21 protein-coding genes are annotated in these 20,960 nt (G+C 61.8%); 5 read left to right on the forward strand and 16 right to left on the reverse strand.

Annotated elements, in window-relative coordinates; all coding sequences use genetic code 11:
* Window positions 1-49 precede the first annotated feature (49 nt).
* Window positions 50-409, reverse strand: a complete 360-nt coding sequence (locus SM764_RS10420) for a hypothetical protein (RefSeq protein WP_065271624.1) — start codon at window positions 407-409, stop codon at window positions 50-52.
* A gap of 177 nt (window positions 410-586) precedes the next feature.
* Between SM764_RS10420 and SM764_RS10425 the strand changes: the two genes are divergently transcribed.
* Window positions 587-1,237, forward strand: a complete 651-nt coding sequence (locus SM764_RS10425; RefSeq protein WP_274835559.1) for a carbonic anhydrase — start codon at window positions 587-589, stop codon at window positions 1,235-1,237.
* Between the two features lie 40 nt (window positions 1,238-1,277).
* Here the strand turns inward: SM764_RS10425 and SM764_RS10430 are convergent, their stop codons facing one another.
* Window positions 1,278-2,429, reverse strand: a complete 1,152-nt coding sequence (locus tag SM764_RS10430) for a DUF3095 domain-containing protein (protein WP_369001742.1) — start codon at window positions 2,427-2,429, stop codon at window positions 1,278-1,280.
* A 150-nt stretch (window positions 2,430-2,579) separates the two neighbouring features.
* Here SM764_RS10430 and SM764_RS10435 point away from each other — a divergent pair, with 150 nt between their 5' ends.
* The 3 genes from SM764_RS10435 to SM764_RS10445 all read left to right on the forward strand — a co-directional run bounded on the left by SM764_RS10435 (window position 2,580) and on the right by SM764_RS10445 (window position 5,376).
* Window positions 2,580-3,755, forward strand: coding sequence for an MFS transporter (locus SM764_RS10435; protein ID WP_369001743.1), 1,176 nt, complete (start codon window positions 2,580-2,582; stop codon window positions 3,753-3,755).
* Between the two features lie 95 nt (window positions 3,756-3,850).
* Window positions 3,851-4,873: an aspartate-semialdehyde dehydrogenase gene (locus SM764_RS10440; RefSeq protein WP_274830360.1), complete on the forward strand. Its 1,023-nt coding sequence runs from the start codon at window positions 3,851-3,853 to the stop codon at window positions 4,871-4,873.
* A 143-nt stretch (window positions 4,874-5,016) separates the two neighbouring features.
* A complete protein-coding gene (locus tag SM764_RS10445; protein ID WP_274830359.1) occupies window positions 5,017-5,376 on the forward strand; it encodes an aspartate-semialdehyde dehydrogenase in 360 nt (119 codons plus the stop codon).
* 703 nt (window positions 5,377-6,079) lie between these two features.
* Here the strand turns inward: SM764_RS10445 and SM764_RS10450 are convergent.
* From SM764_RS10450 to SM764_RS10510, 13 genes are all read right to left on the reverse strand, one after another.
* Window positions 6,080-7,150, reverse strand: a complete 1,071-nt coding sequence (locus SM764_RS10450) for a branched-chain amino acid ABC transporter permease (RefSeq protein WP_065271619.1) — start codon at window positions 7,148-7,150, stop codon at window positions 6,080-6,082.
* On the reverse strand, window positions 7,147-8,178 hold the full coding sequence (locus SM764_RS10455) for a branched-chain amino acid ABC transporter permease (protein ID WP_274868382.1): 1,032 nt from the start codon (window positions 8,176-8,178) through the stop codon (window positions 7,147-7,149). Before SM764_RS10455 ends, SM764_RS10450 begins: the two co-directional genes overlap by 4 nt.
* Before the next feature lie 58 nt (window positions 8,179-8,236).
* Window positions 8,237-8,959: an ABC transporter ATP-binding protein gene (locus tag SM764_RS10460; protein WP_274838223.1), complete on the reverse strand. Its 723-nt coding sequence runs from the start codon at window positions 8,957-8,959 to the stop codon at window positions 8,237-8,239.
* Entirely contained in the window at window positions 8,952-9,731 is a 780-nt protein-coding gene (locus tag SM764_RS10465) for an ABC transporter ATP-binding protein (protein WP_369001744.1), read from the reverse strand. The genes SM764_RS10460 and SM764_RS10465 overlap by 8 nt, the downstream gene beginning before the upstream one ends.
* A 133-nt stretch (window positions 9,732-9,864) precedes the next feature.
* Window positions 9,865-11,040 carry a substrate-binding domain-containing protein gene (locus SM764_RS10470; RefSeq protein WP_369001745.1) on the reverse strand — a complete coding sequence of 392 codons (1,176 nt, stop codon included), beginning with the start codon at window positions 11,038-11,040 and terminating at the stop codon, window positions 9,865-9,867.
* Between the two features lie 209 nt (window positions 11,041-11,249).
* Window positions 11,250-12,020, reverse strand: coding sequence for an HpcH/HpaI aldolase family protein (locus SM764_RS10475; RefSeq protein WP_369001746.1), 771 nt, complete (start codon window positions 12,018-12,020; stop codon window positions 11,250-11,252).
* A gap of 43 nt (window positions 12,021-12,063) precedes the next feature.
* Window positions 12,064-12,864 carry a 2-oxo-hept-4-ene-1,7-dioate hydratase gene (gene hpaH, locus SM764_RS10480; RefSeq protein ID WP_369001747.1) on the reverse strand — a complete coding sequence of 267 codons (801 nt, stop codon included), beginning with the start codon at window positions 12,862-12,864 and terminating at the stop codon, window positions 12,064-12,066.
* On the reverse strand, window positions 12,861-13,718 hold the full coding sequence (locus SM764_RS10485) for a fumarylacetoacetate hydrolase family protein (protein ID WP_369001748.1): 858 nt from the start codon (window positions 13,716-13,718) through the stop codon (window positions 12,861-12,863). Before SM764_RS10485 ends, hpaH begins: the two co-directional genes overlap by 4 nt.
* Window positions 13,718-15,142, reverse strand: a complete 1,425-nt coding sequence (locus tag SM764_RS10490; protein ID WP_369001750.1) for a pyridoxal phosphate-dependent decarboxylase family protein — start codon at window positions 15,140-15,142, stop codon at window positions 13,718-13,720. The genes SM764_RS10485 and SM764_RS10490 overlap by 1 nt, the downstream gene beginning before the upstream one ends.
* A gap of 99 nt (window positions 15,143-15,241) precedes the next feature.
* Window positions 15,242-16,222: a 3,4-dihydroxyphenylacetate 2,3-dioxygenase gene (hpaD, locus tag SM764_RS10495; protein WP_368948431.1), complete on the reverse strand. Its 981-nt coding sequence runs from the start codon at window positions 16,220-16,222 to the stop codon at window positions 15,242-15,244.
* A 25-nt stretch (window positions 16,223-16,247) separates the two neighbouring features.
* Entirely contained in the window at window positions 16,248-17,099 is an 852-nt protein-coding gene (hpaD, locus tag SM764_RS10500) for a 3,4-dihydroxyphenylacetate 2,3-dioxygenase (RefSeq protein ID WP_347508948.1), read from the reverse strand.
* A 42-nt stretch (window positions 17,100-17,141) separates the two neighbouring features.
* Window positions 17,142-18,650, reverse strand: coding sequence for a 5-carboxymethyl-2-hydroxymuconate semialdehyde dehydrogenase (gene hpaE, locus SM764_RS10505; RefSeq protein WP_369001751.1), 1,509 nt, complete (start codon window positions 18,648-18,650; stop codon window positions 17,142-17,144).
* Window positions 18,650-19,042, reverse strand: coding sequence for a 5-carboxymethyl-2-hydroxymuconate isomerase (locus tag SM764_RS10510; RefSeq protein ID WP_274835542.1), 393 nt, complete (start codon window positions 19,040-19,042; stop codon window positions 18,650-18,652). The genes hpaE and SM764_RS10510 overlap by 1 nt, the downstream gene beginning before the upstream one ends.
* 119 nt (window positions 19,043-19,161) lie before the next feature.
* Here SM764_RS10510 and hpaR point away from each other — a divergent pair, with 119 nt between their 5' ends.
* On the forward strand, window positions 19,162-19,596 hold the full coding sequence (gene hpaR, locus SM764_RS10515) for a homoprotocatechuate degradation operon regulator HpaR (protein ID WP_065271606.1): 435 nt from the start codon (window positions 19,162-19,164) through the stop codon (window positions 19,594-19,596).
* A gap of 27 nt (window positions 19,597-19,623) precedes the next feature.
* Here the strand turns inward: hpaR and SM764_RS10520 are convergent, their stop codons facing one another.
* Entirely contained in the window at window positions 19,624-20,880 is a 1,257-nt protein-coding gene (locus tag SM764_RS10520; RefSeq protein WP_369001752.1) for a glycerate kinase type-2 family protein, read from the reverse strand.
* Window positions 20,881-20,960 lie beyond the last annotated feature (80 nt).

Consider the following 20,960-nt stretch of genomic DNA (forward strand, 5'->3'; position numbering starts at 1 on the left):
ATACAGCCTGTGGGTCGGATTTTGGATTTGGGTTCTGGTCGTGTCGGGTTCAGATAGAGAGGTCCTGCTGTTCCCAGACTGCGGTCAGGGATCTTTCGCCAACGCGCAGCAGGCGGAACACCGTTGCCGCAATGGCCGGCGAATCCTTGCTGTCGACGGCGTCGGTCACATCGCCGGCGATGGCCGCCATCGCGGTCATGCCGATCTGATCCGAAATCGCGATCAGTGAGCGCGCGTTCTTGCGCAGATTTTCCATATCATTCTGACGCCACAAGCGTTCGCAATGCGAAAGGCGGACCGCCAGTTCTTCAATTGCACGGCAAACGACGTCTTCGGCTCCGGTTTCGCCCAGCTGTGAATACAGCTCGGACAGCTTTCCCGGATCCAGACGCACGTTTTCCTTATGCATGACAGTGAGTATATTGGTCACCACATTCACCCCAGTTCACTATGCCCCCACGGCACGATGACCAATTTGACCCTCAAGAGTTGTCAAAAGGTTTCCAGGCTGATGCTGGAATCTCTCGAATTTGCTGACAATGCAGGCTATCACCCCTGTCAGGGTTCAAATCAGGGAATGCACCATATGCAATACGCCAAGCCTCTGCCGAGCTATCTCGTGACGCGTTACCACGGCTGGAAAGCGACGGCTTATCAGGAAAACCAGGGCTGGTACCGGCGTCTGGCTTCCGAAGGGCAGCGCCCGCGCGCGATGGTGATTTCCTGCTGCGACAGCCGCGTTCACGTTACCTCGATCTTTGGCGCGGACCAGGGTGAGTTCTTTATTCATCGCAATATCGCGAATCTGGTGCCGCCCTATGCACCCGATGGCGACCACCACGGCACCAGTGCCACGATCGAATACGCGGTTACGGTACTGAAGGTGGCGCATCTGATCGTGCTGGGTCATTCCCAATGCGGAGGCGTGCAAGGCTGTATCGATATGTGTAAGGGCCACGCGCCCGGGTTGGAGGCGAAGGAAAGTTTCGTCGGTCGCTGGATGGACATCCTGAAGCCGAAGTTCACTTTGGTCGAAGACATCGACGATGCAGAGAAACAGGCGCGCCAGTTCGAGCGTCAGGCGGTTGTCGCATCGCTTGAGAATCTGATGACCTTTCCCTTCATCGAAGACGCGGTCTCCGAAGGCTCGCTCAGCCTTCATGGTCTGTGGACGGACATCGGTGAAGGTGGTCTGGAATGCTATGATCCCAAAACTGGAGCATTCCAACAGGTCTGAACGGGACTCACATGGGGGGTAAGCTCAGGCCAGAGCCGGTTCAGGACTGGGTCCGGCGCTGCAGGTCAGCGGCGGCTTGGGTGTAGCCGCCCGAAGCCCCATCGACGAAATGCACATGATCATCCCGCATGGCAGAGGGCACGATACAGGTCACCATGGCTGCGTCCTGTTCGTGCAGGCCGAAGCGAATCTGCCCGGCCTGTTGTGTTCTCTCCAACAGGTCCAGGACCCGGTCCCGCACGGCAGGGCTACAATCGACGGTCATCTTCAGCCCGTCATCGAATTTTCGGAAGTCAGAGTTGGCGCTGAGCACGGACAGATAGTGATCGGGATCAAAACTGCCGGTTGGTTTGCCACGCCCAAACAGAAACCTTGCAATGGCGGACCCTGCGGTCAGCCACAGGGCGCGCAGAGACAGCGGGATATAGCCCCGCGAAAGACGCGCTTCGATCATCAGCCCGGGCGGCGGAAACTTCAGAGCGGGGCCGCTGACCGGGACCGGGTGTCCGCTGCGGTCCAGTTGTGCCGTCAGCTCCAGTAGTTCGGAGGCAATCTGTGAAAACTGATGCGGGCCGGTGCCTGCAACGGGCAGGACAACCAGCGACATGATCAGCCCGTTGCGGGCGGGCGTATTGCTCCAGCGGCAAGAGAGACCGGTCAGGTCCGGAGGCTCTTCCGTCTCTGCCGCGCCGATACTGTAGGCGCCCGCCTTCATCTGCTGTTCGGCCCAGGCCAGCCCCCCGCCCGAGAACATCGCGTAATCGGCATCCTCGGACACTGCATAGCGGGCAACGGTCACATTCAGCCCTTCGGCGCGGATCCGTTCGATCGGCATCTGCGCGGCGCGCAGGGTGATGCCGAATTCATCTCGCACCCAATCCCGCAGCCGCGCCAGAGTTTCGCGGGCGGTGCCCGCATGCTCAGGAGCGACCGCAAAGGATGCCCCGTCGCCGCCAAAACTATAAGGAAAGGCGGTATCGGTGAGTGTGTTCATCATGGCGGCAATGACCGAGGCGCCCACCATGTTGACGGTCTTGTATTCCCCGGCGGCAATCAGTTCGGTAGAGGCCACAATGTCAGTGCAGCATACCACCCAGTGCTGCGGTAGCGGGACAAAGACCTCTGGACGGGCCAGGGCCGAGAAGGCTCCGTGTTTGGGGAGCTGTTCATAAAACCTGTCCTGCCGTGTCATCGCATCCTTGGCCGTTCCAATCGTTCCGAGGGATATCGGTCTCCAAAGGAATTGTAGTGATCTGGCAAACATGCAAGTTACACCAGCGTGATTTAATGCTCCTCTTGCGACGGGAATGATCCGCGCAACAGAAGCATCGGGGGGATATGAATGCAGGCGGGATTGATTCTGCTGTGCCTGGCCTATGTGCTGAGCCAGTTTTTCCGAGCTTTTCTGGCGGTTCTCACAGGAGTACTGGGCACTGATCTTGGGGTGAAACCGGACGATCTCGCCTTTGCATCGGGGATGTGGTTCCTGGCCTTTGCGGCGATGCAGTTGCCCGTCGGCTGGGCGCTGGACCATATCGGCCCCAGACGTAGCGCGGCGGTTTTGCTGTTGCTGGGCGGCGGCGGCGGGGCGCTGGTCTTTGCCTTGGCCAGCGGGCCGTTTCACATTGCGGTCGCGATGTTCCTGATCGGGATCGGCTGTTCGCCGGTTCTGATGGCGTCTTATTTCATCTTTGCCCAGACCTATCCGCCGGTGCGGTTTGCGACTCTGGCGGCGCTGATGTTGGGTGTCGGGTCGGTCGGCAATCTGGTGGCCTCTTATCCCACGGCGCTGGCGGTGGATCTGGTTGGCTGGCGCGCCACGCTGGTCGGTCTTGCCGTCGTTTCCGCCAGCGTGGCGGCAGGGATCTGGCTGACGGTCAAAGATCCGAAAAAGCCGCCGACACAGCAGAAAGGGTCTGTGCTGGACCTGCTAAAGATGCCCGTCCTCTGGGCCATTTTTCCCATCATGCTGGTCAGTTACGCGCCTGTTGCGGCGATCCGGGGGCTGTGGATCGGTCCCTATTTCTCCGATGTCTACGGGCTGGACACCGGCCAGATCGGGCTGGTGACCCTGGTCATGGGCGTGGCGATGATCCTCGGCACCTTTGTCTACGGGCCATTGGACCGGATGCTGAGCACGCGCAAATGGGTGATCTGGGGCGGCAGCATGGCGGTGGTTCTTGGCCTTGTGGCCCTGATTGTGCTGACCGGCGCGCCGGTCTGGGTGCCAGTCGCACTGATGGCGGGGATCGGCTTCTTCGGCGCCTCCTTCCCGGTGGTGATCGCCCATGGCCGGGCCTTCGTGCCTGCGCATCTGGTGGGGCGCGGAGTCACGCTCTTGAACTTTTTCGGCATCGGCGGCGTTGGGCTGATGCAATTTGCCAGTGGCCGCATTCACGCAGAGATGGCGCAAGGGAGCGATCCTGCTGCGCCGTACATTGCCCTGTTTGGGTTTTTCGCGGCCTCCCTGCTCCTTGGCTGTGTGATCTATCTGTTCAGCCGTGATAGCCTGGATTGATGGTGATGGTGTGATGGTGGCCCTTTAAATTCTGGCGCAATCCCTATATGACACCGCAGCCGGCCACGAGGCCGGGCAAAACTGGAGAAACTAATATGGGTTATCGCGTCGTTATCGCGGGCGCCACGGGTAACGTGGGCCGCGAAATGCTGAACATTCTGGCCGAGCGCCAGTTTCCGGTGGATGAGGTTGCTGTTCTGGCAAGCCGCAAATCCCTGGGAACCGAAGTGACATTTGGCGACAAGACCCTCACTACCCAGGATCTGGACACCTTCGATTTCACCGGCTGGGACATGGCGCTGTTCGCCATCGGCTCGGACGCGACCAAGAAGTATGCGCCCAAGGCGGCGGCTTCCGGTTGCGTGGTGATCGATAACTCCTCGTTGTACCGTTACGATCCGGACATCCCGCTGATCGTGCCCGAGGTGAATCCCGAGGCGGTGCACGGCTATTCCAAGAAAAACATCATCGCCAACCCGAACTGTTCGACCGCGCAGATGGTCGTCGCGCTGAAGCCGCTGCACGACCGCGCCAAGATCAAGCGCGTGATCGTCAGCACCTATCAGTCGGTGTCCGGTTCGGGCAAGGAAGCGATTGATGAGCTGTGGGACCAGACCAAGGCCGTCTACAATCCGACTCAGGATGTGCCGCCCAAGGTCTACCCCAAGCAGATCGCCTTTAACGTCATTCCGCATATCGACGTCTTCATGGAAGACGGGTCGACCAAGGAAGAGTGGAAGATGGTCGCCGAGACCAAGAAGATCGTCGATCCCGCCATCAAGGTCACCGCGACCTGTGTGCGTGTGCCGGTCTTTGTTGGGCACTCCGAAGCGCTGAACGTCGAGTTCGAAGACCATCTGGACGAAGACGAAGCGCGCGACATCCTGCGCGAAGCGCCGGGCATCATGGTGATCGACAAGCGCGAAGACGGTGGCTACGTGACCCCGGTCGAATGTGTTGGCGACTATGCCACCTTCATCAGCCGGATCCGTCAGGACAGCACCATCGACAATGGTCTGAACCTGTGGTGCGTCAGTGACAACCTGCGCAAAGGCGCAGCGCTGAACGCGGTGCAGATTGCCGAACTCCTGGGCCGTGAGGTTCTGAAAAAGGGCTGAGTTGCAGCGCAACTTGCTCTAAAAACCAAATAAAACTGGGGCCATTTCGCAAGAAGTGGCCCCATTTGCATCCGGCAGCCGCCCCATTGTGGTCACAAACAAGACCATGCTGGTAAGGGCCAGAGAAAACGAGGAACGCTGCCATGTACTCCCATGATTTTGAACGTGAAACCGTGACGACCGGCGATGCAGCCATGGCCCAGACAGCTTGGTCCAGCGCTTGCGATCAAAGCCGCCTGGACACCGAGATGATGATCCAGCTGCGTATATCGCTGTGTCCGATTTTCGATGATGCGACCAGCTGGTCTGAGCTGCGCAGCGCCTTGCAGGCCAAAGGTTTCTACATGAAACGCGCCAAGGGCCACATGCATCTTTATGATGGTCACAGCCACGTGCAGATCTGCACCTGCAGCTTCCTCGGCTACCCTGCCGAAGAGCTGGAGCAGCGGTTCAAGAAAACCGCCCCGACCCGCGCAGTACGCAAACTGCCGGTGCGCAACTAGCGCATTCTGAGCGGCGCCGAGAGAGAGCGGCTGTCCGGAGGGGGTGCTTCCTGTGGTGGCTGTGGTGAGAGGCGGGTCGGCCCGCAACGTATCAGCCCCCAGCCCCCGGTCCACAGCGCGTTGCCGCGTACCAGCAGCAACATCTATCCTTTTGGCTAGGTTAACGCAAAAATGGCCCGGCTGTTTGCCCCTTCGGGCAGATAGGCGCAGCCTCCGAAATACGGTAAGGTTTACCTATTCCCGCGGGGTCTTGAGATCCTGCACTGTCCCTGACGTCGCTGACAACCAGTCCCGTCCGGCCCGCCATCCTGCCCCCCCTTTGGCAGAGGTCGGACATTGCATCCCTACCTTGGGATTGGTGGTTGGCGGCGTTGACGGTGACGGGCTGATATTTGCGCAGTTTTTTGAACAGGGTGCCGCTCTCTCTCGGCGCCCTGTTTGTCTGTCTAGCCCCTAATGTCTCGATAGCGGTGCCTGAGGTCAGGCGGGCGAGCCGTGGGCTCCCGCCCACCATCGCCGGATCGAAGATCCGTCTCTGTTGGTTGGGCCTGGCGCCGCTTGCGCGGCGCAGGGATTTGCTGAGAGGCGCCTTGAGGGGCCATTCTGCCTCTCAAGACGCCAGATCGATTATTGGGTATGTATCCGCGTCAAGGGTGAACCGCACCTGTGGTGCGGCGGCTGCGCCGCCCTTGACCCGGGGACCCTATCCGCTGTTGCGCAGGCGGCCTACGATACCGGTCGGGAAGAAATAGACGCTGAGGATGAACAGGACGCCCAGCCACAACAGCCAGCGGTCCGCATTAAGCAGGTCCGGTAGCAGAGGCAGGGCGCTGGTCAGCTCGGACGCGGCGCCCATCAGGTTTTGCAGATAGTTCTGCGCCAGCACGAAGAGCGTTGCGCCAACGACTGCGCCATACATGGTTCCCATGCCGCCGATCACTACCATCAGCAGGATATCGATCATGATCTCCATCGACAGTGAGGTGTCCGGCCCAACGTAGCGCAGCCAGACGGCGTAGAGCGCGCCAGCGAGGGCAGCTGCCGCTGCCGAGAGGCAGGTGGCCGCTACCCGGTAGTAAACCACCTTGTAGCCGATTGCCTCGGCCCGGAAATCGTTTTCGCGGATTGCCTGCAGGACACGGCCAAAGGGCGAGTTCACCACCCGCAGCAGCCCGAGGAACAGCACCAGCGCGCCAATGAAAACGAAGTAATAGGCCAGGAGCTTGCCGTTCAGTTTCACCCCGAACAGCTGGCCGTCAAAGGCTTCCTTGCCGAATTTGAAGGCCGGGCCAAGTTCGCGCGGGGTCTTGAAGGTCAGACCGTCCTCGCCGCCGGTCAGGCCTGAAAGCTGGCTGACCAGCACCGCGACAGCCGAAGCCACCGCCAGCGTGATCATGGCAAAGAAGATCGCCCGCACCCGCAGGGAGAACAGGCCGATCACCAGCGCCAGAAGCGCTGCAACGCCTGCTCCGGCGATGGCGCCGATGGCGATGGAGTCAAAGCCGCGCCCGAGATGGGTCGAGGCCAGCGCTACCCCGTAGGCGCCGATACCAAAGAACATCGTATGGGCGAAGCTGACGATACCGCCATAGCCAAGCAGCAGATCATAGCTGGCGACCAGCACGATGAAGATGCAGATGCGTGCTGCCGTATCCACCGTGCGCACGCCGGGAAAGAGGAAGGGCGCCAGCGCCAGGCAGACAAGGATCACACCAAGAATCAGCGCCAGCGGCACGGAGCGGGGCATATCGCCCGAAAGAAGGGTACGTATCATTTTGCTTTTACCACCGGGATCATGCCCATCGGGCGCCACATCAGGATGGTGACCATCAGGGCGATATTGGAAATCAGCGCCGCCTTGGGTTCGATGAAGGCGATGTAATTCTGCAAAAGCCCGACCAGCAGGGCGCCGATGAAACAACCCTCGACCGAGCCAAGCCCACCGATGATCACCACGATGAAGATCAGGATCATCGCCTGATTGCCCATATGGGCGGTGACGACCTCTTGATAGAGGCCCCACATCACACCGCCCAGACCCGCGAGCGCGGACCCGGCGATGAAAACACCGACAAAGACCAGCCGCAGCCGATAGCCGAGCGCCTGTACCATCTCACCGTTCTCAACCCCGGCCCGCACGATCAGGCCGATCTTTGTCCGTCGGAGCACCCAGCGCATGGCGAGGAAGACCGCAAGGCCGACGCCAACTGCCACCAGACGGTATTTCTCGATCGCGGCCCCGGCAAAGGTGATCGCGCCTTTCAGCGCCTCGGGACGCAGGATGTAGATTTCCTCGGGGCCCCAGAGCACGACGATCAGCTGTTCCACAACGATCAACCCGCCCATGGTCACCAGGATCTGCTTCAGGTGGTGGCCATAGACCGGCTCCACGATCACCTTTTCAAAGGCCCAGCCCATGATGCCAGTGGCAATCATGGCGCCCAGCACCGCCACCAGCAGCGCCGCAAGGTTCAATAGCAGCGAGGGCGCCTCGGTCATATGCCCAAGGAGCAGCAGCACCGAAATGCCGACAAAGGCCCCGACCGAGACAAAGGCACCATGGCCGAAATTGATCACATCCATCAGGCCAAAGACCAGCGTCAGGCCCGAGGCCATGATGAAAATCATCATCCCCATGGCCAGGCCCGACACCGTCAGTGTCAGCCAGCTTGAGGGGTTCTGGATGGCGAGGAACCCGGCGATGGCGATCAGCGGCACCAGCAGGACTGGCATATGCGGTGCGATACGGTCGCGCAGTGAAACGTCGGCCATCTTGGGGGCGTGTTCAGGTGCGGCGCTCATGGCTGGCCTCCCAATAGGTTTATCTGCTGTTCAGGGCGAATTGGCGTCAGGACAGTCATCAATGTGCCTCCAGACTGAGGCCCATCAGGCGTTCCTGCAGGGCCGCATCGGTTGCCAGCTCCTGCATTTCTCCGGACCAGATCATCCGCCCGTCGTCCATCACATTGGCACTGTCTCCCAGCGCCTTGGCGACGGCAAAGTTCTGTTCCACCAACAGCACCGAGGCGCCTTGATCTTTGAGATCCTTCAGGGCGCGTGCCATGGTCGAGATGATGGCGGGCGCCAGACCCTTGGTCGGCTCGTCGATGAGGTAAAGCTTGCGTTCCTCGACCATGGCGCGGGCAATCGACAGCATCTGTTTTTGCCCGCCCGACAGGTTCCCGGCCTCGGATTTCCAGAAGGTCTTGAGCGGCGGGAAGGCGGCAAAGATCCAGTCGAGCCGGGCCGAGTTGATCGGGCCGGAGACGGCGGCCAGCACCATGTTTTCCTCGACCGTGAGATCAGCGAAGATTCCCATGTCCTCAGGCACGAAGCCCAGCCCCAAGCGGGCAATCGCCGGGGTGGGCAGTTTGGTGATGTCCTCGCCATCGAACAGGATGCGGCCCTTATGGGCGCGCCAGTGGCCGATGATGGTGCGCAGGGTGGTGGTCTTACCGACCCCGTTGCGGCCCAGAAGCATGGTTACGGCTGCGCGCGGCACCTGCAGATCCACCCCTTGCAGGATGTGATATTGCGCGATGTTGGTATAGACGCCTTCGAGTTTCAGGATAGGATCAGACATCGGCCAGTACTCCTTCGAGGCCCCGGCCCATATAGGCCTCCTGCACCACATCCGAGGCCATGACCTCGGCCGGGGGACCATCAGCGGCGAGGGCGCCGTTGTGCAAAACGATGATGCGGTCGGCGAGGGTGCGGATCACGTCCATCTTATGCTCCACCAGAAGGATCGTGCGGTTCCGTTGGTCTTTCAGTTCCTCGATCAGGTCCAGCACCACCGGAGCCTCATCAACGCTCATGCCTGCGGTGGGCTCATCGAACATATAGACAGCGGGATCGAGCGCGATCAGCAGGGCGACTTCGAGTTTACGCTGATTGCCGTGGGACAGCTCTGACACCACCTGTTCGCGCTGCTCCAGCAGGCGCACGCGCTGCAGGATGGCTTCGGCCTCGGCGGTCAGATCGCCGTGGCGCGAGACCATGGACCAGAGGTTGAAGCTGCGGCCCGATTTGGCCTGCACCACCAGACGCACGTTTTCCAGAACCGACAGGTTGGGAAACAGGTTGGTCAGCTGAAAGGCCCGGCCGATCCCGGCGCGGGTGCGGGCAGAGACCGACTGGCCGCTGATATCGCGGTCATGCAGAAAGACGCGCCCGGCGCTGGCGGAGATCTGGCCTGAAATCAGGTTGAAATAGGTCGTCTTGCCCGCGCCGTTGGGGCCGACAATCGCAGTCAGCTGCCCGGGATGAAAATCGCAGGTCACCGCATCGACAGCGACGTGGCCGCCAAATCGGACCGTCAGGTCACGGGTACTCAGTATGGGAGAGGAAGTCATGTCAGTCTCTGGTCTGCCCGCGCCGGCGGCCTGAAACAACGGGCGCCGGGGCTGCGGAAATGGGCCATGCGATGGCCAGGCCGGACAAAGGGCGGTCCGGGGCATGGCGCCCCGGACCGCTGGTTCTGAAGGGTTACTGGTTGCGGATTGGGATCGGCAGCTCGTCGATACCCAGCTCGCGCACCAGTTCCGGGACTGCCCATTCAACGCCGTCTTCGACCTTGATCTTGAAGTGATACATGGGCTGCAGAGCCTGGTGATCTTCGGCGCGGAACATCATGGTGCCCTTGGGGGTTTCCCATTCCATGCCTTCCATCGCGGTGATCAGCTCTTCGGTGTCGGTCGAACCGGCCTTCTTGATGGCCTCGACTGCGGCGATACCAGCGGTCATGCCACCTGCGGTGAAGAAATCCGGCGGCGCGCCAAAGCGGGCTTCGTGCTCTTTCACCAGCCAGTCGTTCACCGGGTTCTGCGGGATTTCATAGTAGTAGTAGGTGGCGCCTTCCATGCCGGGGAATTCCTTGTAGCCCTTCATCGCCGCCAGGATGTTGCCGCCCGTTGCCATTTCAATGCCGAACCGGCTGGGGTCCATGGCGTTGATCTTGCTCATCGGGTTGCCGCCACCGGCCCAGATCACGAACAGCTTCTTCTTGCCGTCCAGATCCTTCATCGCGTTGAAGATCCGCTCGGCGGCTGCAGTGAAGTCGGTGGTGTCGGTGGGCACGTATTCTTCGTGCGCAACGTCGCTGCCGACGCTTTCCAGCGCTTCCTTGAAGGCGGCGATGCCATCGCGGCCAAAGGCATAGTCCTGCGCCAGCGTGGCGATATGGGTGTCTTCACCGGCCAGTGCGATGGCGTTGGAGACCGCGTCCTGCGACGAGTTGCGCCCGGTGCGGAAGATATAGCGGTTCCAGTTGGCGCCAGTGATGCTGTCGGCCACGGCAGGTTCCACGATCAACAGCTTTTCGTATTCCTCGGCAACCGGCAGCATGGCCAATGCCACGCCCGAGCTGACCGGACCGATGGCCAGATCGACTTCGTCATCGCCATAGGCCTCTTCCAGGAGGGCCTTGCCGTTTTCCGGCTTCAGCTGGGTGTCCTTCTCGATCACGACGATCTTTTCGCCGTTGATCTCCATGGTGCCGCCGGTGGCATATTCCAGCCCCAGCATCAGCCCGTCATGGGACTGTTTGGCGTAGGCCTCATAGGGGCCGGTTTTGCCGTAGATATGGGCGATCTTGATGTCTGCTGCTGCGGCCGAAGCCAAGGCAAGCGCCGACACCATACCCGCAAGAATAGCGCGTTTCATAGTTGTCCTCCCTGATGTCGCGCCGGTCTCTTTCGGGGTGCTCCCTTGGTCCTGGCGCGCTCTCGCTCCTGTGATTGCAGGCTACTGGCGGAAGGTAAAACCGGTCAATTGCAGGGAAATACGTAGCAGGCCCGCAGCGGGGAAACCACTGCGGGCCTGCGAATGAAGAACCTCTGCGCCAATGGGGCTGACAGGGAGGCAATTGAGGCTTAACGCGCCTTCCAGTCGGCGGCCAGCTTGCGGGCGTTCTGGGCCAGGATCAACACATCCAGACCCACCGCAAGGAACTGCGCGCCCATGTCGAAATAGGCCTGTGTCGCCTCTTCGGTGACGCCAAGGATGCCGGGCGCCTTGCCTGCAGCACGGATATGTTCCAGCGCGCCCGCGATCACCGCGCGCACTTCGGGGTGGGCGGCATTGCCCTGGTGGCCCATGTCGGTCGACAGATCTGCCGGGCCGATAAAGACGCCGTCGATGCCTTCGACCTGCAGGATGTCATCCAGCGCGGCGATCCCGGCGCGGTTTTCCACCTGCACCAGCAGGCAGATCTCCTGATCTGCGGTCTGGATGTATTCGCTGACCGATCCGAACCGGCTGGCCCGCGCCCCTGCAGCGCCGACACCGCGTGTGCCATGGGGCGGGTACTTGCAAGCGCGCACCAATTCCTCGGCCTGTTCGGCGCTTTCGACGATGGGCACCAGAACGGTTTGGGCGCCCGCATCCAACACCTGCTTGATAATCCAGGTCTCGCCAATCGGGACGCGCACTACCGGATGGCTGTCTGAGGCTTCAAGCGCCATCAGCTGGTCCCGGATTGAGCGGATGTCGTTGGGCGCGTGTTCGCCATCCACCACCAGCCAGTCAAAGCCGCAGGTGCCCATGATCTCGGCCACGGAGGGTTCGGCAAAGCTCATCCAGCAGCCGATCTGGCGTTTGCCCTCGGTGAGGGCCTGTTTGAAACTGTTCTTGGGTGCGGGCATGGAAAACCTCTTTGGTCAAATTGGGGCGGTCAGGTAGGGGCGGTCAGGCGAATGAAATGGCGACTTGGCCAAAGGGGCCAAAATCGGCGGTGATCTCGCTGCCCGGAGGGCATTCGATGGGCCGGATGAACGAACCCGAGAGGACGATATCCCCGGCTTCGATCTGTTGTCCATATTCCGCCATGCGGCGCGCCAGCCACAGGACCGAGGTGACGGGATCGTTCAGCACCCCGGCACCCAGACCGGTTTCCTCGACGGTACCGTCGCGGGCGACGATGGCACCGACCCAGCGCAGATCATACGCGTCGATGGTGTGGCGCTGGTTGCCCAGCACGACACCCGCATTGGCGGCATTGTCGCTGATGGTGTCGGTGATGATGCGGGTCTGCCCGGTGGCGGGATCGACGCGCAGGATGCGCGTGTCGAGGATCTCAAGCGAGGGCGTCACATAGTTGGTGGCGGCAATCACGTCATCGCGGGTGCAGTCGGCACCTGCAAGGGGTGCCTTCATCACAAAGGCGATCTCGGCCTCGACGCGGGACTGGATGAAGCGCCCGGCGGGCACGGTGCCGCCGCTGTCAAAGGCCATGTCATCCAGCAGCACGCCGCTGTCGGGGGTGGTGATGTTCAGCGCCTGCTGCATGGCGCGGCTGGTGAGGCCGATCTTCCAGCCGATTTTCCTGCGCCCCTTGGCCAGCTTTTGCGCCACCAGTGCCTTTTGTACCGCATAGGCATCTTCCAGCGTCATGCGGGGATAGGCGAGGGACAGTAGCCCGCATTGCTGGCCGGTTTCTTCGGCTGTCAGCAGGCGCGCGGCGGCCTCATTGTGCTGATCCGGGGTCATGCTTCGTCCTCGACCGTATTGGTGAGCGTGCCGATACCTTCGGCCTCCACCTCGATCACGTCACCGGGTTTGAGGAACCGGGGCGGATCGTACCGCGCGCCCGCGCCGGTGGGGGTGCCGGTCACGATCACATCGCCGGGCACCAGCGTGGTGAAGGTCGAGATATATTCGATCTGGCGGCGGATCGGGAACAGCATCCGGCTGGTACGGTCGTCCTGGCGCAGCTCTCCATTCACATGAGTTGTGAGACGTACATCATCCAGCTGCGCGGCCGAGGTGAAAGGCACCAGCCACGGCCCCATGGCGCCGGAATTGTCCCAGTTCTTGCCTTGGGTCACGTTGAATTTCGCATGGCGCACCCAGTCGCGCAGGGTGCCTTCGTTACAAAGGGTGACGGCGGCGATATGGTCATAGGCGTCTTCGGCCTTGATGCGGCGGCCCCCCTTGCCGATGACAATCGCGATCTCGCCCTCGTAATCCAGCTGCGGCGTTTCCGGCGGACGGATCAGCGGCTGGCCTTGCCCGCTGAATGAGCGCGGGAAGCGGATGAACAGCGACATGTTGGGCGGCGCTTCCTGGCCGTCCTTGTATTCGGCATTGCGGTCAGGGAAGTTCACCCCGACGCAAATGATTTTCTCCGGGTTGGGCACGGGGATCTGGTAGGTGAATGTGCCATTCGGGTGGGTCACCGGGTGACCTTTGGCAGCCACTGCCAGATCATGCAGCCCATCGGCAGCGATCACATCGCGCAGGGTCGGCCAATGGGGAAAGCCGGGCGACAGGGCGGCCATGCCCTCGTCCGTGACGGCGCCGTAATAAGTCTCGCCATTGGCGCTATAGGTGGCAAATCGCATCAATCGGCTCCTCTCATCAGGCTGGCGGCGATTTCGGTGATGACATCATGGGCCATCATCACGTCGCCTTCCGTGGTTTCAAACTGACCCGCCTGGAAGCGGATCACCAGATCGCCATCGACGCGGGTCTGCGTCAGGTAAATTCGCCCGTCATCGTTGATGGCATTGACCAGCGCCAGGTTCAGCGCATCCAGATCCGTGGCGCCTTCGGGCGCATAGCGGAAGGTCCAGAGCGACCACATGGGCGGGGTCACGATCTCGAAATCCGGGGTCGCGGCGAGCTTGTCATGCAGTTGCACCGACCAGTTGACGTGGTTGCGCAGGCGGTTGCGCAGCCCTTCCAACCCATAGGTGCGGATCAGGAACCAGATCTTCAGCGCCCGGAAGCGGCGGCCCAGTGGTACCGACCATTCGGAATAGTTGATGATACCGTCCTTGCCGTGGGTCTTCAGATACTCGGGGCTGATTGCCAGCGTCTGCACCAGATCGTCGGGGTTCTTCAGGAAATGGGCCGAGCAGTCGAACTGCGCCCCGAGCCATTTGTGCGGGTTGAAGACGATGCTGTCGGCGCGATCAATGCCGGGCCAGTAGTGGCGGTACTCGGGGCAGATCATCGCCGAGCCGGCCCAGGCTGCGTCCACATGGGTGTAAAGGCCGTATTTCTCGGCCACATCCATCACCTTGTCCACGGGATCGGTGGCGCCGGTGCCGGTGCCGCCCACGCAGAGGATCACCCCTGCGGGCTGCAAACCAGCTGCGATATCAGCCTCGATTGCCGCCTCCAGCGCTGCGGGATCCATGCCGCGCCAATCACCCTTGATGGGGATACGCACCAGGTTCTGCTGGCCGATACCGGCAACCCAGATGGCGCGGTCGATCGAGGTATGCACCTCGGAAGAGCAATAGACGCGCAGCGGTTTCTGGCTGAACAGACCTTCCTGATTGCCTTTCCAATTCAGCGCCTTTTCCCGCATGGTCAGCACCGCCGCCAGAGTGGCAGAGGAGGCGCTGTCCTGAATGACGCCTTGAAACGGCTCTGGCAGGTCCAGTGCCTGACGCAGCCAATCCATCATCCGGGTTTCCAGCTCGGTCGCCGCCGGAGAGGTCTGCCAGAGCATGCATTGCGGTGCCATGGCCGAGACCAAGAATTCCGCCAGTACCGAGGGCGCCGCGGCATTCGAGGTGAAATAGGCAAAGAAGCGCGGGTGTTGCCAATGGGTGATGCCGGGCATCACGATCTCTTCGAAGTCGGCAAAGATTTTTTCCATGCCGATCCCAGCCTCGGGCGGGTGGCTGGGCAGAGCGTTCAGCACTTCGCCCGGCTCGGTGCGGGCGCGCACGGGTTTCTCGCCCACGGTCAGGTGGTAATCCTGCGCCCAGTCGGCGACCTTGCGGCCCCAGTCTGAGAATTCATCCCATTTCATAAGTTAAGCTCCAATGTACGGGCCTTGGCCCGGACAGCGTCTGACCTTGGGAAGGCGCTTCTCGCCTCCTCAAGGTTCAGTCGCTGTCCTGATGTTGTGTCACGGTGCAATGATCGGCTGCGCGGTCAGGGCGCTGGGCTGTGGCTCGACCCCTTCAAAACTTGACCCTTCCTCGAACCAGCTGCGCGGCGCTGGCGCCCCCCAAAGGGTCTGGCGCTGCGGATCGGTGAGCGACCATTTGATCGGCTCAAGGTCGGGATCGCAAGTCTGGTAATCCGAGCAATAGATCTCGATCCGGTGCCCGTCCGGGTCGCGCACATAAAGGAAAAACGCATTGGAGATCCCGTGCCGTCCGGGGCCACGCTCGATATTGTCCACGTAACCGGTGGTCGCCATCAGGTCGAGTAGGTCGATGATGGCCAGCGGGTTCGGCACCCAAAAGGCGGTGTGGTGCAGGCGCGGGCCAAGACCATTGGTAAAGGCCACGTCATGCACGCCACCCTTGCGGTGCATCCAGGCGGCCCAGACTTTGCCGCTGTCGTCATCTTCGGTGTATTCGGTGACGCGGAATCCGATTTCGTTATAGAAGGCGACGCTGGCATCCACGTCCGCCGAGAACATGTTGAAATGGTCGATGCGGAGCGGTTTTACCCCGTTATAGAGCCTGTATTTCTGGTGGATCGGCTCCAGCCGGTCCATCTTGACGTAGAACTCCAGCGGGATGCCCCAGGGATCGCGGGTGCGCAACGTGCGGCCCATATGCGGGCGTTCCACCCATTCGACTGGCAGCCCCTTGGCGGCAAAAAAATCGGCGGCCTTGTCGAGATCGGGCTCGTCAAACAGCTTGAACCCCAGAACCGCCACCGACGGCGCGTCCGCCTGCACCAGAACGATGCAGTGGTGGCCGCGTTCCTCCATCGCGCGCAGGTAGATGCGGGCGTCATCCTCATGCGTCACCTGAAGGCCCAGCGTGTCCACGTAAAAGGCGCGGCTGGCGGCCAGATCCGTCACCGCATATTCCACATGGCTGAGGCGGACAATGTTGAAGGGCGGATAGAGTACGGGGGCGGGAACGGGCATCTGTGCCTCCTTGTTGATCCGGCGTTCAGACCGGGAAAATCACGTTTGTCTGGCCGGTGCCGGAGCTGGGGAAATAGGGCGTCACCACCTCGCATTTGCCATCATAGGCATCCCATCCCAGCGCGCCATAGAGCATCGCCGTGTCATGCATCGAGCCTTCGCCGCAGCAGAATTGCGCATATTCGCTCAGCATTTTCAGGAAGGTCGCGTGATCGCCATTCTTCCACATCTCCAGCACATGCAGATCCATCTGGCGGTTGAACTCCGAACTGATGGTGAAGGTGCCATTGTTGGCGGCGTAGTCCTTATTGGCCCAGATCTTGTGGGACAAAGACCCGGAGGCAACCAACAGCACCTTACTGTTTGAGGCTTCAACGGCGGCGCGGATGGCTTCGCCCACGATACGGCTTTCGTCATGGCCATGTACCGTGGCCCAGGCCGCGACGGAGACGACCTTCATGTCGTGCTCGCGGCTCATGAAACGCATCGGCACCAGGGTTCCGTATTCCAGCTCCAGACTGTCCAGATGATGCGCCAGCGTATAGGCGCCCCGGTCCGAGGCTTCCTTGGCGATGGCGTCGCCCAGCTCCGGGTTGCCATCATAGCCATAAGGCAGATCCTGAATGAACTGTGGGAACTCGTTCGAGGTAAAAAGCCCCTCGAAACGTGCGTTGGCGTTGATGTGAAAGCCCGCATTGATCACCCAATGGGTGTCGCAGATCACCACCGTATCAGCGCCAAGCGCCTTGGCCCGGCGGGCGATCTCACGGTGCCCGTCGATGGCGGGCTGGCGGGTGCCTTTGATGGGGCCCTCCTGCTCGGACATGAGCATGGTGGGCACGTGGGTCATCTTGGCGGCAAGAACGATCTCTCCCATGGGTCTCCTCCCGAAAGGTTGCGCGCGTTTCCGAAAGGGTGATTAGGCGCCGAGGCGCGCGATCTTGTGCTGGCCGGTGGCGAAACCGATGTGTTTCTGCTCCATATAGAACTCAAAGCTCCAGTCGCCGCCGTCGCGGCCAATGCCCGATGCCTTGACCCCGCCAAAGGGGGTGGGCAGGTGGCGGACGTTTTCGCTGTTCACCCAGATCATCCCAGCTTCGAGCCGGTCGGTAAAACGCAGCGCGCGGGTGAGATCGTTGGTCCAGACATAGCCGGTCAGCCCGTAGGGCGTGTCATTGGCGATCTCGAGCCCCTCTTCCTCGGTGCTGAAAGGGATTGAGGTCAGCACCGGGCCAAAGATCTCCTCGCGCGCGATGCGCATCTGGTTGTCGGCGCCGGTGAACAGGGTGGGGCGCACGAAATAGCCCTCGTCACCCACCGTCTCACCACCGGCGGCGACGGTTGCGCCATCTGCGCGAGCGATGTCGAAATAGGAGGTCACCTTGTCGAAATGCTCCTTGCTGATCAGCGGGCCGATTTCGGTTGTGGGATCGAGCGGATGGCCGACCTTGATGCGATTGACGCGCTCCACCAGCTTGGCCTCGAATTCGGCGCGGATGCTGTCCTGCACCAACAGGCGCGAGGAAGAGGTGCAGCGTTCGCCGTTGATCGAATAGATCATGAAGATCACCGCATCCAGCGCGCGGTCCAGATCGGCGTCGTCAAAGACGATGACCGGGTTCTTGCCGCCCAGCTCCAGATGCACCCGCTTCAGCGTGTCGGCACCCTGTTTGGTGATGAGGCTCCCGGTGCGGCTTTCGCCAACAAAGGCGATGGCCTTGATGTCGGGATGTTCGGTCAGCCGCTTGCCCGCGTCTTCGCCATAGCCGTTGACGGTGTTGAGGACACCCGGCGGCAGGCCTGCCTCCTCGGCGATCTCGACCAGAAGGCGCGCGGTGAGCGGCGAATCCTCGGCCGGTTTGTGGACCACGGTGCAGCCCGCCGCCAAGGCAGGCGCGATCTTCCAGGTGGACAGCATGAAGGGCGTGTTCCATGGCGTGATCACCCCCACCGGGCCAATCGGCACACGGGTGGTGATATTCATCAGGGTGGGTGATTTCAGGTGCTGGCCATCGCGGGCCTGCACCACCTGATCGGCGAAATAGCGAAAGTTCTCGGCGCCGCGCAGGGCGGCCTTGGACATGAACCGCAGGGCCTGGCCGGTGTCCCAGCATTCGCAGAGCGCAATTTCCTCGGCGCGGGCCTCGATTGCATCGGCAATGCGCAAGAGGATCTCGCGCCGCTCGGTGGCGGGCGTGTCGCGCCAGGCGGGGAAAGCCGCCTTGGCAGCGGCAGCGGCTTGGTCAACGTCGGCCTCAGAGCCGCGCGCCACATCGCAGATCACGCTCTTGTCCACCGGGGAGGTCGACTGGAACACACCGCCGGATCCGGCGATATCCTGCCCGGCAATGCGGTTCTGGATGCCGGTGTCCTTGAATCGCGCCAGAAAGCCGCTGAGTTTCTCGATATTGCTGGCCAGATCGCTCATCACTGCTTTGCCTTCTTCATATGGTCGCGGATGGTGCCGCATTTGGGGGAAAGATCGGGGTCGATGTCGCGCATCTCGAACGACAGCGCGAGAGAGTGGGCCTGCATCGCGGGCTCCAGATAGTGCCGTGCAGCCTCGAAGATTTCAGCCGTGGCGCGTTTACGGGTGTCCAGATCGCGGCCGCCGCGCAGGCGGACTGCAATGTCCACATACCCGTGCTGCGGATCGCCATCGGCAATCGAGACATGGGTCGCGGCAAAGGCGCGTACCCGGATCCCGGCCAGGGGCAGCACACCGGTGTCCGCCGCCGCAAGGCGCAGCCGGTTGCACAGACCGGCAATATCCGCATAGCCTGCGACATTCGGGGAATAGTCCACCGTGATATGGGGCATTGATCCGTGCTCCTCCCTAGATCATTAACATGTGTAACAAAATCCGCGCCTGTGGTCAACTGTGCGGGATATCGTCCATTCCAATTGCGTTTTGCCTGATTTTGAGGTGATAAACGCACATGACAAAAGCACTGCCATCCACCGACCGTTCGCTGCCGATTGCCTTGTTGCGGGCGCGTGAGCGGGTCATGGGCCCGATTCGAGCGCTCCTGAGCGACGTGAACCTCACTGAACAGCAGTGGCGGGTGCTGCGCGTGGTGCAGGAAAGCGGGCCTACAGACCCGACCCAGATTTCGGAAGAGGCCTGCCTGCTGCTGCCTAGCCTGACCCGCATTCTGCAAAAGCTTGAGGAAAAACAGCTGATCAGCCGCAGCCGCGACGAGAGCGACCGGCGCCGTCAGGTGATCACGATCACCGCAGCAGGAGAGCAGATCATCGATGACAATATCGGTGCCAGCATGGAACTGGCCGCCCGGACCCGGAACAAGATGGGTGAGGAGCGTTATGAGGCACTGCTCGACCTGCTGAACGATCTGGACAAGATCGACCTCTAGGGCGTCGTTAGGCCTTTGGGCCGAGGCTTAATCGGGCAGGCGCAGGAAGACCTGGACATCGGCGACATTGGTGCCGGTGCCGCCGGTCATCAGCAATGCATCTGCGGATTTGAGCGCGGCGTAGCTGTCGTTATTGGCCAGAAGCGCCTCGGGGTCCTGCCCGGCGTCCCGGATGGCCTGCCAGGTGCCGGGGCCGACAAGGCCGCCTGCTGCATCGGTCGGTCCATCGCGCCCATCGGTGCCGCCCGAGAGGAACAGCCAGTTGCCAGTGAGCTGCGCGGCGCCCAACTGCGCCACCCGTAGCGCGAGTTCTTGGTTGCGCCCGCCCAAGCCGTCACCGGCCAGCCGCACTGTGGTTTCCCCGCCAAAGATCAGCGCGACGGGCAGGTCAGTTGCGGCGTTGCGCGCGGCCGCGATAACGGTTTCGGCGGCTTCCGCCACATCTCCGGTCAGATGATCGCTGACGATCTCTGCCTGCCACCCTTCTGCCGCCTGTTTCATGGCAGCTAGGCTATGCCGGTTCGATCCGATCAGGATATTCTCAGCCTCTGGCAGGTCGGCAGGCGTTTCGGGAGCAGACAGATGCGCCTGTACCGCTGCAGGGCAATCCGTCCAGATGCCCGCCCGTTCCAGCACCGCGCGAGCGTCGCTCCGGGTGCCGATGGGGGACACAGTCGGACCGGATGCAATGGCGCGCAGATCATCGCCGATCACATCAGACAGCAGATAGGCCGTGACCAAGGCTGGGGCCGCATGGCGCAATAGCCCGCCGCCCTTCAGGTCTGACAGCTGCTGGCGGACCAGGTTCATCTCGTTGATCTCAAGCCCCGAGGCAAGCAGTAGGCGCCCCACCTCTGCCTTGTCCGCGAGGGTCAGCCCGGGTGCAGGCGCCACCATCAGGGCGGAGCCGCCGCCCGACATGAGGGCAATCACCCGATCCTGTGGGGTGGTGCCTGCAAGAAAGTCGATCACCGCGCGGCCCGCTGCGGCGCTGGCCTCATCCGGGACGGGATGGCTGCCCGCCAGCACGCGCGCCCCGGGCAGATCGCAGATGTTTTCCGGGTTGGTCACCACAAGGGCCGACCGGGGCTGCGGAATATGCTCCAGCGCCTCGTGCATCATCGGGATAGCGGCCTTGCCCACGGCGAGGATCAGGGTGCGCCCGCCCTCGGGGCAGGGCGGCAGCGGATGCGCGGTAATCTGACGGCGTAGGGCGAGCGCTGGATCGGCGCGTTCCACGGCGGCAGAGAACAGTTCCAGGGCGGTGTCACGGAGGTCGGTCATGGGCATCATCCCTGTCAGATCGCGGCATCCGGGCGGCACCGGGATGTTATCGCTAAATTCGCAAAATCTTCTGCCCGATA

Origin of the sequence: Pseudophaeobacter sp. 1A16562, from assembly GCF_041008785.1 — a bacterium.
GTDB classification, from domain to species: Bacteria; Pseudomonadota; Alphaproteobacteria; order Rhodobacterales; family Rhodobacteraceae; genus Phycobacter; species Phycobacter gallaeciensis_A.

Coding starts and splice junctions, on each gene's coding strand:
- SM764_RS10455 (WP_274868382.1), bottom strand. CDS start 8,178: ATGAGCGCCGCACCTGAACACGCCCCCAAGATGGCCGACGTTTCACTG.
- SM764_RS10425 (WP_274835559.1), top strand. CDS start 587: ATGCAATACGCCAAGCCTCTGCCGAGCTATCTCGTGACGCGTTACCAC.
- SM764_RS10520 (WP_369001752.1), bottom strand. CDS start 20,880: ATGACCGACCTCCGTGACACCGCCCTGGAACTGTTCTCTGCCGCCGTG.
- SM764_RS10435 (WP_369001743.1), top strand. CDS start 2,580: ATGCAGGCGGGATTGATTCTGCTGTGCCTGGCCTATGTGCTGAGCCAG.
- SM764_RS10460 (WP_274838223.1), bottom strand. CDS start 8,959: ATGTCTGATCCTATCCTGAAACTCGAAGGCGTCTATACCAACATCGCG.
- SM764_RS10420 (WP_065271624.1), bottom strand. CDS start 409: ATGCATAAGGAAAACGTGCGTCTGGATCCGGGAAAGCTGTCCGAGCTG.
- hpaH (WP_369001747.1), bottom strand. CDS start 12,864: ATGACCCCGGATCAGCACAATGAGGCCGCCGCGCGCCTGCTGACAGCC.
- SM764_RS10440 (WP_274830360.1), top strand. CDS start 3,851: ATGGGTTATCGCGTCGTTATCGCGGGCGCCACGGGTAACGTGGGCCGC.
- hpaD (WP_368948431.1), bottom strand. CDS start 16,222: ATGCCCGTTCCCGCCCCCGTACTCTATCCGCCCTTCAACATTGTCCGC.
- hpaD (WP_347508948.1), bottom strand. CDS start 17,099: ATGGGAGAGATCGTTCTTGCCGCCAAGATGACCCACGTGCCCACCATG.
- SM764_RS10490 (WP_369001750.1), bottom strand. CDS start 15,142: ATGAAATGGGATGAATTCTCAGACTGGGGCCGCAAGGTCGCCGACTGG.
- SM764_RS10430 (WP_369001742.1), bottom strand. CDS start 2,429: ATGACACGGCAGGACAGGTTTTATGAACAGCTCCCCAAACACGGAGCC.
- SM764_RS10485 (WP_369001748.1), bottom strand. CDS start 13,718: ATGCGATTTGCCACCTATAGCGCCAATGGCGAGACTTATTACGGCGCC.
- SM764_RS10445 (WP_274830359.1), top strand. CDS start 5,017: ATGTACTCCCATGATTTTGAACGTGAAACCGTGACGACCGGCGATGCA.
- SM764_RS10470 (WP_369001745.1), bottom strand. CDS start 11,040: ATGAAACGCGCTATTCTTGCGGGTATGGTGTCGGCGCTTGCCTTGGCT.
- SM764_RS10510 (WP_274835542.1), bottom strand. CDS start 19,042: ATGCCCCATATCACGGTGGACTATTCCCCGAATGTCGCAGGCTATGCG.
- hpaE (WP_369001751.1), bottom strand. CDS start 18,650: ATGAGCGATCTGGCCAGCAATATCGAGAAACTCAGCGGCTTTCTGGCG.
- SM764_RS10450 (WP_065271619.1), bottom strand. CDS start 7,150: ATGATACGTACCCTTCTTTCGGGCGATATGCCCCGCTCCGTGCCGCTG.
- hpaR (WP_065271606.1), top strand. CDS start 19,162: ATGACAAAAGCACTGCCATCCACCGACCGTTCGCTGCCGATTGCCTTG.
- SM764_RS10475 (WP_369001746.1), bottom strand. CDS start 12,020: ATGCCCGCACCCAAGAACAGTTTCAAACAGGCCCTCACCGAGGGCAAA.
- SM764_RS10465 (WP_369001744.1), bottom strand. CDS start 9,731: ATGACTTCCTCTCCCATACTGAGTACCCGTGACCTGACGGTCCGATTT.